This window comes from Rhizobacter koreensis (assembly GCF_013366375.1).
In the GTDB taxonomy this organism is placed as follows: Bacteria; Pseudomonadota; Gammaproteobacteria; order Burkholderiales; family Burkholderiaceae_C; genus Schlegelella_A; species Schlegelella_A koreensis.
The window spans coordinates 130,483-143,374 of sequence record NZ_JABWMJ010000006.1; the positions used below are offsets into that span (position 1 = coordinate 130,483).

Consider the following 12,892-nt stretch of genomic DNA (forward strand, 5'->3'; position numbering starts at 1 on the left):
CGGTGCGTCGGTGCGAGCCACTCTGCCACTCGCAGGGCGGTCTGACCATCGGTAGTCGCCGCGAGCCCGAGCTTCGGGGCGCGGTCAGCACGAGCGCGATTCGGCCGTGCCTGAAGGTGTAGCTGACGCCGGTGCGCGGTTCGGCGCGCCGTCGCCGCGCTCGTCGCCGGGGCTGGTTGCGGACTGCGCGGGCGCGGACTGCGCCGGACTCGGCCGCGGCGTGCCTCCGGCGTCTTCCGCAGTAGGCGAAGCCGCCTCGGCGCCCGGCGCTGCGTCGCGCGGGGACGCAGCGTGCGTGGCGCCGGCGGGCGCTTCCAGCGCCGGCGCCGCCTCGTCGTGGTCCGCGACCAATCCGAGCGCGCGCGCCGCGCTCATGCGGCGCACGAGTGCCGGCGCGATCGGGTCGGGCTTGCCGTAGTCCTCGATGTAGGTATCGAGGCCGTCCATCACGTTGAAGTGCGGGTCGCTGAACAGCTTGCGCATGGCCGCGTTGCGCACCGTGCTGTCGACGCCGGGCGCCACGAAGCGCGAGTAGTCCGACGCGTGGGTCAGCGCGGCGACGTCGTCGAGGGTCGGAAGCGGAGGCGCTGCCGCGGCAGGACCGGCGGCGCCGGCCGTCGGCGCGTCGGAAGTCACGGCGGGCGTGCCGGAAGCGCCCGCGGGACTCTCCGTGCCGCTGTCTCTCGCGCCCGGCGCCGTCGGCTCCGCAGGCGCCTCGCGCGCTCGCGGCGCGACCGACGGCGGGGTGCTCGGCGCCGCCGGCGCGTCGCCGCGCCCGGCCTTGCGCCGCGACCAGCGCGCGAGGAAGCCTTCGTCGTCGCGGCCGGCGGGCATCGGGTTCAGCCGCGCCGATCGGGCGCGACGAACGACTGCGGCCGGCGGCGCTGTTTCGGCTCCGGCCGGTAGTTGGCGTCGGTGTAGGCCTGCAGCCAGGCCGCGACGTCGGGCGTGAGCGGAACGTTGTCGACGCGCTCCTGGGCGTCGAGCCAGCGCCCCGCCTCGTCGTACGACAGGCTCACCGTTTCCGGCCAGGCAAGCGACGGATCCTCGTCGTCGATGCGCCAGACCACGAACCAGACCGGCGCGCCCGACGACAGGTTGAGGTGATAGCCCTCGGCCTGATCGCGGAACAGCTCGAGTTCGAAGCCGGGGTACAGGGTGCGGCACCGCCTGCCGTCGTCGCGCAGCACGCGCGGCTCGGCGCCGAACGCCGGCTCGTCGGGCACCACGTCGACGATGCTGAAGGCCCAGTCCTGCCAGCGGTTGGGCTCGCGCACGCGTTCGATGACCACCGCGACGCGGATGCGCGGGCGCTCGGGCTGCGAGGGGACCGGGGTCACACCCCAGTCTAGCGGCGGCGCAACGCCGCCCGCCGAGGGCTTTCCGCAGGCGGCAGCAAGCCGCCCGGCTCGCTCAGACGACCGGCGTCTCGCGACGGCGCAAGCGCAACGCGCCCCAGCCGAGCGCCCCGGCGAGCAGCAGCGCCGTCGACGACGGCTCGGGGACGAACCAGAAGTCGCTGATCACGACGGTGGCACGGCCTTCGACGCAGTCGGTGCAGTCGATGAAGAAGCCGAACGACGACATCGCGGTGAAGCTGGCGTGGCCGGACTGCGAATTCCCGCCGCCCGGATCCGACAGCATGATCGGCATGCCGTCGACCAGTACGCCGAAGATGTCGCCGAGCGGGCCGTCGAAGTCGGTCGTCGTGTAGTCGAAGTTGAACGTGTACATGCCGTTCAGCTGGATCGTCACCCGCAGCTGGCACGGACCGAGTTCGCCGTAGACACCGCCGACGCACGCCGGCACGTCGAAGGTAGGACCGGGTGTGACCGCGTTGGACCCGACCAGCGTCAGGGTCTCGGTCGTGAACTGCGCGAAGCCGGGCGACGGCGCCGGCCCGATCAGGGTGCCGGTGTTGGTGATCGTCCAGTTGTTCGGGGCGGTGGGACCGACGAACGCGGCGAGCGCCGGCTGCGACAGGGCAACCAGCCCGAACAGCGCGCCAGCGACCAGCGACTTCCTCATGCGTATCTCCCGGTTCTAGTTCTGGCGGACGCGAGCTCATCCCGCGCATTCGCTGGCGCAGTATAGGAAGCCACCCGGCGGATGGACTGCCGTTCGTCGGCGGGCCCAATGCCGGATCGCGTGACGAATGTCACGCCGCGCAAGACCCGGGAAATGGGCTTCGGGCGGCGGGTCAACCCGCCGGCACGCTCGTGCCGGGCCGGTAGCCGCCGCCCGCGGGCCATTGCGCCGCCGCGCCGACGCGGATCGCGCAGTACTTGAACTCGGGGATCTTCGCGGTCGGGTCGAGCGCGGGGTTGGTCAGCAGGTTGGCGGCGGCTTCCCAGTACGCGAACGGCACGAACACCGCGCCGCGCGGCGTGCCGTCGTCGCGGCGCAGTTGCAGCGTAACGCTGCCGCGGCGCGACTCGAGCGTCGCGGCGTCGCCGGGCGCGAGGCCGAGCGCGGCCATGTCGGCGCCATGCATCGACGCGGTCGGCGCCGGCTCGAGCGCGTCGAGCACGCTCGCCCGCCGGGTCATGCTGCCGGTGTGCCAGTGCTCGAGCTGGCGACCCGTGATCAGCACGAAGGGGTAGTCGACGTCGGGCGGCTCGGCGCCGGGGACGAAGCTCGCGGGCACGAGCCGGATGCGGCCGTTCGGCGTCGCGAAACGGTCGTCGAAGACGATCGGCCGACCGGGGTCGGCCTCGCTGAGGCAAGGGTAGGTGACGCTGCCCTCGCGCTCGAGGCGGTTCCACGTGATGCCGCCGATCGCGCCGTGCATCGCCTGACGCATCTCGTCGTAGACCGCGGCGACACCGGCGTCCGGCCCGGGATAGTGCCAGCCGAGGCCCAGCCGCGCGGCCAGCTGCTGGATGATCCAGAGGTCGAGGCGCGCGTCGCCCGGCATCGCCAGTGCGCGCCGGCCGAGCTGGACCATGCGGTCGGTGTTGGTGACGGTGCCGGTCTTCTCGGGCCACGCGCTCGCCGGCAGCACCACATCCGCGAGCCACGCGGTCTCGGTCATGAAGATGTCCTGGACCACCAGGTGCTCGAGCGCGGCGAGCGCGCCGCGCGCGTGGTTCAGGTCCGGGTCGCTCATCGCGGGGTTCTCGCCCATGATGTACATGCCGCGCACCTTGTGCGGGTCGGCGTCGTCGGCGAGCGCCTTCCACATGATCTCGACGACGGTGTAGCCGGGACGCGGGTCGAGCGCGACGCCGGGGGCGGCCGCGACCGCCGCATGGACCGGGCCGCGGCCGTCCGTACCCGCCCCGCCACCCCAGAACCGCTCGAACCAGCCGCGCGCCGCGGCGTCGTCGACGCGCTGGTAGTTGGGCAGCATCATCGGGATCAGCCCGGCGTCGCTCGCACCCTGCACGTTGTTCTGGCCGCGCAGGGGGTGCAGCCCCGAGCCCGGCTTGCCGATCTGTCCCGTGACCGCGCACAGCGCAATCAGGCAGCGCGCGTTGTCGGTGCCGTGCACGTGCTGGCTGACCCCCATGCCCCAGAGGATCATCGCGCCCTTGGCGGTCGCGAACGCGCGCGCCACCTCGCGCAGCGTCTCGGCATCGATGCCGCAGATCGGCGCCATCGCCTCCGGGCTCGCCGTGGCGACCGCGGCGGCGAGCGCGTCGAAGTTGTCGACGCGCTGCTCGATGAAGTCGCGGTCGACGAGGCCCTCGTCGATGACGACGTGGATCAGCGCGTTGAGCAGCGCGACGTCGGTATCGGCGTTGAAGGGCAGCACGCGCCACGCGTACGGCGCAAGCCCGGTGCGGCGCGGGTCGGCGACGACGATCCGCGCGCCGCGTTCGGCCGCGTTCTTCATCCAGGTCGCGGCGACCGGGTGGTTCTGGGTCGGGTTGGCGCCGATCACGAAGATCAGGTCGGCGTGCTCGACGTCGCCGACCGGGTTGCTGACCGCGCCCGAGCCGACGCCCTCGAGCAGCGCCGCCACGCTCGACGCGTGGCACAGGCGCGTGCAGTGGTCGACGTTGTTGTTGCCAAAGCCGGTGCGCACCAGCTTCTGGAACAGGTACGCCTCCTCGTTGCTGCCCTTGGCCGAACCGAAGCCGGCGAGCGCCATCGGCCCGTGCCGTTGCGCGAGGCGCCGCCAGCCGTTCGCGGCGACGTCGAGCGCCTCGTCCCAGGTCGCCTCGCGGAACACCGCCGAGACGTCGTCCGGGGTCGGCACCGACGCCGGGTCCTTGGCGACGCCCTGCCGGCGGATCAGCGGCTTCGTCAAGCGCTGCGGGTGGCTCGCGTAGTCGAAGCCGAAGCGACCCTTGACGCAGAGGCGCCCGTGGTTGGCCGGCCCGTCGCGCCCGTCGACGCTCGCGATCGCGCCGTCGCGGACGTTGTAGGTGACGAGGCAACCGACCCCGCAGAATGGACAGACCGAGTCGACCTTGGCGTCGAACTGCTGCGAGCCGAGCGTCGTCTTCGGCATCAGCGCGCCGGTCGGGCACGCCTGCACGCACTCGCCGCAGGCGACGCAGGTGCTCTCGACCATCGGGTCGGCGAGGTCGAACACGATCAGGCTGCCGGCGCCGCGGCCGGCGTAGCCGATCACGTCGTTGTCCTGTTCCTCGTCGCAGGCGCGCACGCAGCGCTTGCACTGGATGCAGGCTTCGAGGTTCACCGCCATCGCAGGGTGCGAGAGATCCGGTGCCGGTTGCGGCCGTTCGAGTGCGCGCAGCTCCGGGCGCACGGTGACGCCCAACGTCGTCGCCCACGCGCTGAGCTCGCCGTGCGGCTGGCCGGCGTCGGACCCGACCCACTTCCAGCCCTGCTCCGGCAGGTCGGCGAGCAGCATCTCGACGACCATGCGCTGGCTCTTGCGGGCGCGCGGGCTGGCGGTCTGCACGTGCATGCCGGGCGCGACGGCGCGGCAGCAGCTCGGTGCGAGCGTGCGCTCGCCGGCGATCTCGACGACACACGCGCGGCAGTTGCCGTCGGGCCGATAGCCGTCGAGATGGCACAGCGTCGGAATGGTCGCACCCAGGCGCCGCGCGGCGTCGAGGATCGACTCGCCCGGCGCCGCGCTCGCCGATGCGCCGTCGAGCGTGAACCCGATGGTGTCGCGCGCGGTCACGACGCACCCTCCTGGGCCGCGCCGACTTCGTGCGGGAAGTAGCGCAAGACGTGGCGCAGCGGGTTCGGCGCAGCCTGGCCCAGCCCGCAGATCGAGGCGTCGACCATCACGTCGGCGAGGTCGTCGAGCGTCGCGCGATCCCACACCTCGTCTTCCATCAGCCACGCCGCCTTCTGAGTCCCGACGCGGCACGGCGTGCACTGGCCGCAGCTCTCGGCGGCGAAGAAGCGCATGGCGTTGAGCGCGGCGTCGCGCGCGCGATCGCCCTCGTCGAGCACGACGATCGCCGCCGAGCCGATGAACGCGCCGTACGGCTGCAGGGTGTCGAAGTCGAGCGGCACGTCCGCGAGGCTCGCCGGCAGGATGCCGCCCGACGCGCCGCCGGGCAGGAACGCGTAGAGCGTGCCGCCGTCCGCCATGCCGCCGCAGTATTCGTCGATCAGCTCGTTGAGAGTGATGCCGGCCGGCGCGAGCTTGACGCCCGGCTCGGCGACCCGGCCGCTGACGCTGAAGCTGCGCAGCCCCTTGCGGCCGTGGCGACCGAAGCCGGCGAACCAGTCGGGTCCGCGCTCGACGATGTCGCGCACCCAGTACAGGGTCTCGAAGTTGTGCTCGAGCGTGGGCCGGCCGAACAGGCCCACCTCGGCGATGTACGGCGGACGCAGGCGCGGCTCGCCGCGCTTGCCCTCGATGCTCTCGAGCATCGCCGACTCCTCGCCGCAGATGTAGGCGCCGGCGCCGCGCCGCAGCTCGATCGCCGGCAGCGCAAAGCCGGCGTAGCGCTGCAGCTTGCCGAGTTCGGCGCCGAGCAGCGCGCGGCAGCCGTGGTACTCGTCGCGCAGGTAGATGACGACGCGCTCGATGCCGACCACCGCGGCGGCGACCAGCACGCCCTCGAGGAACCGGTGCGGATCGCGCTCCAGGAAGGTACGGTCCTTGAAGGTGCCGGGCTCGCCCTCGTCGATGTTGACGGCAAGGTAGCGCGGCGCCGGCTGGGCCGCGACGATGCGCCACTTGCGACCGGCCGGAAAGCCGGCACCGCCGAGCCCGCGCAGGCCCGCCGATTCGAGGGCCGCGAGCACCGCCTCGCGATCGCGCGTGCCGGCCATCACCTCGCGCGCCAGCGTGTAGCCGCCGTGCTCGCAATACGTCGCGTAGTCGACGAACGGCGTCAGGACGTCGCCGCCGCGGGTCGGGATCGGCTGACCGGCAAGGCGCGCCGGGTCGAAGTCGGCCCCCGACGGCGGGCGCGGATGCTGGTTGGGGTCGGTCTGCACCGCCTCGAGCACCGCATCGAGCGTCGCGTGCGCGACCGGGTACTGGTGCGCCACCGCCACCGGCGCCTGCTCGCAGCGGCCGACGCAGGGCGCCTCGACGACGCGGATCATCACGCCGTCGAACGCGGCCGCGGCCTGCTCCGCGAGGGCGGCCGCGCCGGCGAGCTGGCAGCTGAGGCCCGAGCAGATGCGCACCGTGATCGCCGCCGCGCTCTCGCCGTCGGGCAGCACCTCGAAGTGGTGATAGAAGGTCGCGACCTCGTAGACCGCCGCCATCGGCAGGTTCATCTCGGCCGCGAGCGCGACCAGGTGGCGCTCGCGCAGCGCGCCGTAGCAGTCGTTGAGCAGGTGCAGGTGCTCGATCAGGCGGTCGCGCGGCCAGCCTTCGGGCGGACGCTCGCCGAGCAGCTGGCGCACGTCGACCAGCGAGCGCTCGTCGGGCTGGCGGCCCTTCAGGCGGCTGCGGCTGCGCAGCTGGCGCCGCAGGTCGTCGGCGCCGACGCTCGCGACCGTGGTCATGCGAGCGCCGCGCCGAGTCGCGCGGCGCGGCTGACCGCGGCCCGCCGGGCTGTCACGTTCCGGCCGAGATGCTGATCGACGGGAACTTCGCCGAGAAGTCCTTCGCCCGCTGCGCGATCTTCACCGCGACCGCGCGCGCCACGTCCTTGTAGAGCGCGGCGATGGCGCCGTCGGGGTCGCTCACCACCGTCGGCCGGCCCGCGTCGGCCTGGACCCGGATCGACAGGTTGAGCGGCAGCGATCCGAGATGGTCGACCTTGAACTCCTCGGCGAGGCGCTGGCCGCCCTCGGCGCCGAACACGTGCTCGACGTGGCCGCAGTTCTCGCACACGTGCACCGCCATGTTCTCGACGACGCCGAGGATCGGCACGCCCACCTTCTCGAACATGCCGATGCCTCGGCGCGCGTCGATGAGCGCGATGTCCTGCGGCGTCGTCACGATCACCGCGCCGGTGAGCGGCACACGCTGCGAGAGCGTGAGCTGGATGTCGCCGGTGCCCGGCGGCATGTCGACGATCAGGTAGTCGAGGTCGCCCCAGCGCGTCTGGCGCAGCAGCTGCTCGAGCGCCTGCGTCGCCATCGGACCGCGCCAGATCATCGCGTTGTCCGGGTCGACCAGGAAGCCGATCGACATCACCTCGACGCCGTAGTTCTCGAGCGGCTCCATGGTCTTGCCGTCCTCGGACTCCGGGCGGCCCTGGATGCCCATCATGGTGGGCTGGCTCGGACCGTAGATGTCGGCGTCGAGGATGCCGACGTTGGCGCCCTCGGCGGCGAGCGCGAGCGCGAGGTTGGCGGCGGTCGTGCTCTTGCCGACGCCGCCCTTGCCGGACGCGACGGCGACGATGTTCTTGACGTTCGGCAGCAGCTGCACGCCGCGTTGCACCGCATGGGCGACGATCTTCGTGGTGACCGTCGCGCTCACGTTCTCGACGCCGGCGACCCCGCGTGCGGCGGCGATCAGCGCCCGGCGTAGGCCCTCGATGCGGCTCCTGGCCGGGTAGCCGAGCTCGACGTCGAACGCGACGTCGCCGCCGTCGATGCGCAGGTTCTTGAGCTGCCGCGTCGAGACGAAGTCGCGGCCGGTCTGCGGATCGACGACGGTCTGCAGCGCAGCGAGCAGCGGGGCTTCTTCGACGGGCATGGCGCCTCGGAACGGTTGCGGTGCGGGCGAGTCTAGCCCCGTTGAACGCGCGATCGGAACAGGGTCTGCGTGCGCCGGCGCCAGCCGTTCGTGCGCCATTCGGCATCCGCCCGCGGCGTCGGCTCAGGCGGCCGGCACGGGCCGCCCGCGCCGCGCGAGGATGCCGCGCAGCGTGCCGACGAGCGCCGCGGCGTCGAACGGCGTCACGAGGTAGCCCGCGGCGCCGCCCTGCACGGCGCGCACGCTGTCGTCCTTGCAACCGGGCGCCACCAGCATCAGCACCGGCAGATGCCGCAGCGCCGGGTCGGCGCGCACCACGTTGAGCAGATCGAAGCCCGACACGCCCGGCATCGCGGCGCTCGCGATCACGAGATCGAAGCGCCGCGCCTTCAGGAGTGCCAGCGCGGCGACGCTGCCCGCGGCCTCGTCGACCGCGCGGCAGCCGATCTCGGCGAGCCGCTCGCGCGTGGCGCGGCGGGCGTCGGCCGAGGCGTCGACGATCAGGTATCGGAGGGCGGCGAGTTCCATGGGCGTCCTTCGGGGAGTCGCAGGGTCCTGCCGCCGGCGGCGGCAGGCCCGGGCGCGGCAGCCGCCCCGGAGCCACGCCTTATCGGCCACGCCCGGGCGACGTGTAGACCGCGCACGGTCGCGAAGAGGTGCGCCGCCTAGAATTGCCGCCCTGCCCGAGGCTGCCTTCCCATGACCCGACGCCAGTTCTTCGTCACGACGGCGCTGCCGTACGCGAACGCCCCGTTCCATGTCGGCCACATGATGGAGTACATCCAGGCCGACATCTGGGTGCGCTTCCAGCGCATGCGCGGCCACTGCGTGCACTTCGTGTGCGCCGACGACGCCCACGGCGCGCCGATCATGATCGCCGCCGAGAAGGCCGGCAAAACGCCGCAGCAGTTCGTCGCCGACATCGCCGCCGGGCGGCGCCAGTACCTCGACGGCTTTCGCATCGGCTTCGACAACTGGCACTCGACGGACGGTCCCGAAAACCACGAGCTCGCCCGCGAGATCTATCTCGCGCTGCGCAAGAACGAGCTGATCTCGACCAAGACGATCGAGCAGTTCTACGACCCCGTGAAGGGCATGTTCCTGCCCGACCGCTACATCAAGGGCGAGTGCCCGCGCTGCGGCGCCAAGGACCAGTACGGCGACTCGTGCGAGGTCTGCGGCGCCGTCTATGCGCCGACCGAACTGAAGAACCCGTACTCGACGCTTTCGGGCGCCGCGCCGGTGCGAAAGAGCAGCGAGCACTACTTCGTGCGCCTTTCGGACCCGCGCTGCGTCGAGTTTCTCGAGCGCTGGACCGAGGAGGTCGGTCTGCAGCCCGAGGTGCTCAACAAGATCAAGGAGTGGTTCGCGCCGCCGATCGAAGACGCGGCGCAGGCGACCGGCAGCGAGGCGAGCGGCCTCGGCGACTGGGACATCAGCCGCGACGCGCCCTACTTCGGCATCGAGATCCCCGATGCGCCCGGCAAGTACTTCTACGTCTGGCTCGACGCGCCCATCGGCTACCTGGCGTCGCTGAAGAACTACTTCGACCGCGGCGGCGCGCGGGCGGCCGGCGACGCACGCTCGTTCGACGCCTTCATCGCCGACCCGACGACCGAGCAGGTCCACTTCATCGGCAAGGACATCGTCTACTTCCACACGCTGTTCTGGCCGGCGATGCTGCATTTCAGCGGTCGCAAGACGCCGACCGCGATCTACGTGCACGGCTTCATCACCGTGAGCGGCGAGAAGATGAGCAAGAGCCGCGGCACCGGCATCTCGCCGCTGCGTTATCTCGAGCTCGGCATGAATCCCGAGTGGCTGCGCTACTACATCGCCGCCAAGCTGAACGGCCGCGTCGAGGACATCGACTTCAGCCCCGACGACTTCGTCGCCCGCGTCAACAGCGACCTCGTCGGCAAGTACGTCAACATCGCGAGCCGCGCCGCCGGCTTCATCGGCAAGCGCTTCGGCGGGCGCCTCGCGCCGCGCGCGGGGGCAGAAGGCGGCGAGCTGCTCGACGCGCTGGTCTCGGCGTCGTCGCGCATCGAGGCGCTCTACGACGAGCGCGAGTACGGCAAGGCGATCCGCGAGACCATGCTGCTCGCCGACCGCGTCAACGAGTACGTCGACCGCAACAAGCCGTGGGAGCTGGCCAAGCAGGCGGGCATGGACGACGCGCTGCACGTCGCCTGCTCGGTGTCGATCGAGGCCTTCCGCATCCTCACGGTCTACCTGAAGCCGGTGCTGCCGGGCATCGCGGCCGACGTCGAGGCGTGGCTGCAGGTGGCGCCGCTCGGCTTCGCCGACGTGCCGGCGCTGCTCGGCGCGCACGCGATCGGCACCTACCGGCACCTCGTGCAGCGCGTCGACGCCAAGCTCCTCGACGCCCTGTTCGAGCCGCCGGCGGAGGCGCCGGCCGTGCCCGCGGCGGCTGCAGGCGCGGCCGAAAGCGCGACGTCGACGGGCGCCGGCAACGGTGCGCCGATCGAGGTCGGGCCGCCCGGCGGCGAGTCGATCGCCGCGCCGATCACCATCGACGACTTCTCGAAGATCGACCTGCGCATCGCCCGAATCGTCGCGTGCGAGCGTGTCGAGGGCTCGACCAAGCTGCTGCGGCTCACGCTCGACGTCGGCGACGGCCGCCTGCGCAACGTGTTCAGCGGCATCAAGGCCGCCTACACGCCCGAGCAGCTGGTCGGCCGCATGACGGTGGTGGTGGCCAACCTCGCGCCGCGCAAGATGAAGTTCGGCGTCAGCGAAGGCATGGTGCTCGCCGCCTCGCACGCCGACGCTGGCGAGCCGGGCTTGTGGATCCTCGAGCCCGACACCCTGGCGGTGCCGGGAGCCGTCGCCGGCCTCAGGGTCCGCTGAGATGACGGTGGCCGCCCGCGCGAGCGCCATGCGCGGATGCGGCGGGTGGTGATGGGTACGACCATTCGATGGGGCGTGCTCGGTGCGGCGGCGATCGCGGTCGAGCGCACGCTGCCGGCGATGAAGAAGGCGCCGAGCGCCGAGCTCGCCGCCCTCGCCTCGCGCGACCCTGCCAAGGGTCGCCGGATCGCCGACGCGCTCGGCATCGCGCGCGTGCACGCGAGCTACGAGGCGCTGCTCGCCGATCCCCACATCGACGCCGTCTACGTTCCGCTGCCGAACCGGCTGCATTTCGAATGGTCGGTTCGCGCGCTCGAAGCGGGCAAGCACGTCCTGTGCGAAAAGCCGCTCTGCATGCGCGCCGACGAGGTCCGGCGCCTGATCGAGGTGCGCGACCGTTGCGGCCGGCACATCGAGGAGGCGTTCGCGTACCGCAACCATCCGCAGTGGGAAAAGCTCGACGAGCTGCTCGCCCGCGGCGCGATCGGGGCGCCGCGCTCGGCGCACCTGACGCTCGCCAAGCGCTTCATGGATCCCGCCGACATCCGCAACCAGCTCGAGCAGGGTGGCGGCGCGCTCTACGACCTCGGCAGCTACGCGCTCGACGCGATCGGGCGGGTGTTCCGGCGGGCGCCGCGGCGCGTCGTCGCGGCGCTCGACCGTGACCCGCAGTTCGGGACCGACCGGCTCAGCAGCGTGCTGCTCGACTACGGCGACGCCCACGCGTTGCTGACCGTCGGCACGCAAGCCGGCACCGCGGCCTGGGGCACGCACCAGCAGTTCAGCGTGATGGGGGAGACGGGCTGGCTGCGCATGGACTTCCCCTACGCGCACGCGCGCTCGACCGCCTGCACGCTCGAGCTCGGCGACGCCTCCAGTGTCGGCAGCCTGCCGACCGAGACGTTCCGCTTCGAGCCGGCCGACCACTACGTGCTGCAGATCGAGCGCTTCTCGCAGCTGCTGCTCGGCGAGCCGGTGGCGAGCCACCCGATCGAGCAGTCGCTCGCGATCGCGACGATCACGGAGGCGATCTTCGCCTCCGCGCAGAGCGGCGGCTGGCAGGCAGTCGACCGGCAGGCGCCGCACCTCGGCGCCTAACCCGCACCCGGATGAACCTTATCGCCCTGCCCGACGGCACCGCAGTTCCCGCGCTCGGCCTGGGCACCTGGCGGATGGGCGAGTCGCGCGCGAGCCGGGCGGCCGAGATCGCCGCGGTGCGCACCGCGATCGAGCTCGGCTACCGCCTGATCGACACGGCCGAGATGTACGGCGAAGGCGGCGCCGAGGAAGTGGTCGGGCGTGCCATCGCCGACGCCGTACGCGCCGGCGACGTGCGCCGCGACGAGCTGTTCGTCGTCAGCAAGGTCTACCCGCCCCACGCGACGGCAACCGGCACCGCGCTCGCCTGCGATCGCAGCCGGCGCCGGCTCGGCCTCGACTCGATCGACCTCTACCTGCTGCACTGGCGCGGCAGCGTCCCGCTGGCCGAGACGGTGGACGCGATGAACGCGCGGGTCGCCGCCGGCGCGATCGGCCGCTGGGGCGTCAGCAACTTCGACGTCGACGACATGGCCGAGCTGCTCGGCGTCGATGGCGGAGCGGCGTGTGCGACCGACCAGGTCTGGCATTCGGCGGCCGAGCGCGGCGCCGAGTTCGCGCTGCTGCCGTGGCTGCGCCGGCGCGCCATGCCGCTGATGGCGTACAGCCCGATTGACCAGGGCAGCCTCGCGGGTGACGCGGTGCTGGCCGGCATCGGCGAACGCTCGGGCCTCAGCGCTGCGCAGGTCGCGCTGGCGTGGGTGCTCGCGCAGCCCGGCGTGGTCGCGATCCCGAAAGCGGTGCGCGTCGAGCACCTGCGCGCCAACCTGGCGGCCGCCGAGGTGAGCCTCGACGCCTCGGCGCGGCGCGCGATCGACGCGCGCTTCGCGCCGCCGCGCCGCAAGATGCCGCTCGCGATCAACTGACCGCGTCCGG

10 protein-coding genes are annotated in these 12,892 nt (G+C 72.4%); 3 read left to right on the forward strand and 7 right to left on the reverse strand.

The genetic code is table 11. The features are described 5' to 3' along the window. Window positions 1-84: 84 nt before the first annotated feature. The 7 genes from HQN59_RS13895 to HQN59_RS13925 all read right to left on the reverse strand — a co-directional run bounded on the left by HQN59_RS13895 (window position 85) and on the right by HQN59_RS13925 (window position 8,572). Window positions 85-834 (reverse strand): DUF3306 domain-containing protein, encoded by a 750-nt coding sequence (locus HQN59_RS13895; protein ID WP_176069707.1) that lies wholly within the window; start codon window positions 832-834, stop codon window positions 85-87. Between the two features lie 5 nt (window positions 835-839). Then, window positions 840-1,340: a DUF3305 domain-containing protein gene (locus HQN59_RS13900; protein WP_176069708.1), complete on the reverse strand. Its 501-nt coding sequence runs from the start codon at window positions 1,338-1,340 to the stop codon at window positions 840-842. Between the two features lie 73 nt (window positions 1,341-1,413). Then, the gene (locus tag HQN59_RS13905; RefSeq protein WP_176069709.1) at window positions 1,414-2,028 is read right to left on the reverse strand and encodes a PEP-CTERM sorting domain-containing protein; all 615 of its coding nucleotides are present in this window, start codon (window positions 2,026-2,028) and stop codon (window positions 1,414-1,416) included. Between the two features lie 172 nt (window positions 2,029-2,200). Further along, the gene (locus HQN59_RS13910; RefSeq protein WP_176069710.1) at window positions 2,201-5,104 is read right to left on the reverse strand and encodes a molybdopterin-dependent oxidoreductase; all 2,904 of its coding nucleotides are present in this window, start codon (window positions 5,102-5,104) and stop codon (window positions 2,201-2,203) included. Then, on the reverse strand, window positions 5,101-6,900 hold the full coding sequence (locus tag HQN59_RS13915) for an NADH-ubiquinone oxidoreductase-F iron-sulfur binding region domain-containing protein (RefSeq protein ID WP_176069711.1): 1,800 nt from the start codon (window positions 6,898-6,900) through the stop codon (window positions 5,101-5,103). Before HQN59_RS13915 ends, HQN59_RS13910 begins: the two co-directional genes overlap by 4 nt. A gap of 52 nt (window positions 6,901-6,952) precedes the next feature. Continuing rightward, complete coding sequence (gene apbC / locus HQN59_RS13920) at window positions 6,953-8,044, reverse strand: iron-sulfur cluster carrier protein ApbC (protein WP_176069712.1); 1,092 nt, start codon at window positions 8,042-8,044, stop codon at window positions 6,953-6,955. A gap of 123 nt (window positions 8,045-8,167) precedes the next feature. Further along, window positions 8,168-8,572: a response regulator gene (locus HQN59_RS13925; protein WP_176069713.1), complete on the reverse strand. Its 405-nt coding sequence runs from the start codon at window positions 8,570-8,572 to the stop codon at window positions 8,168-8,170. A 171-nt stretch (window positions 8,573-8,743) separates the two neighbouring features. Between HQN59_RS13925 and metG the strand changes: the two genes are divergently transcribed. From metG to HQN59_RS13940, 3 genes are read left to right on the forward strand one after another with little or no spacing between them, the layout of a single operon-like run. After that, window positions 8,744-10,918 carry a methionine--tRNA ligase gene (gene metG, locus HQN59_RS13930; protein ID WP_176069714.1) on the forward strand — a complete coding sequence of 725 codons (2,175 nt, stop codon included), beginning with the start codon at window positions 8,744-8,746 and terminating at the stop codon, window positions 10,916-10,918. A 51-nt stretch (window positions 10,919-10,969) separates the two neighbouring features. After that, window positions 10,970-12,016, forward strand: coding sequence for a Gfo/Idh/MocA family protein (locus tag HQN59_RS13935; protein ID WP_176069715.1), 1,047 nt, complete (start codon window positions 10,970-10,972; stop codon window positions 12,014-12,016). A gap of 11 nt (window positions 12,017-12,027) precedes the next feature. Then, window positions 12,028-12,882 carry an aldo/keto reductase gene (locus HQN59_RS13940; protein ID WP_176069716.1) on the forward strand — a complete coding sequence of 285 codons (855 nt, stop codon included), beginning with the start codon at window positions 12,028-12,030 and terminating at the stop codon, window positions 12,880-12,882. Window positions 12,883-12,892 lie beyond the last annotated feature (10 nt).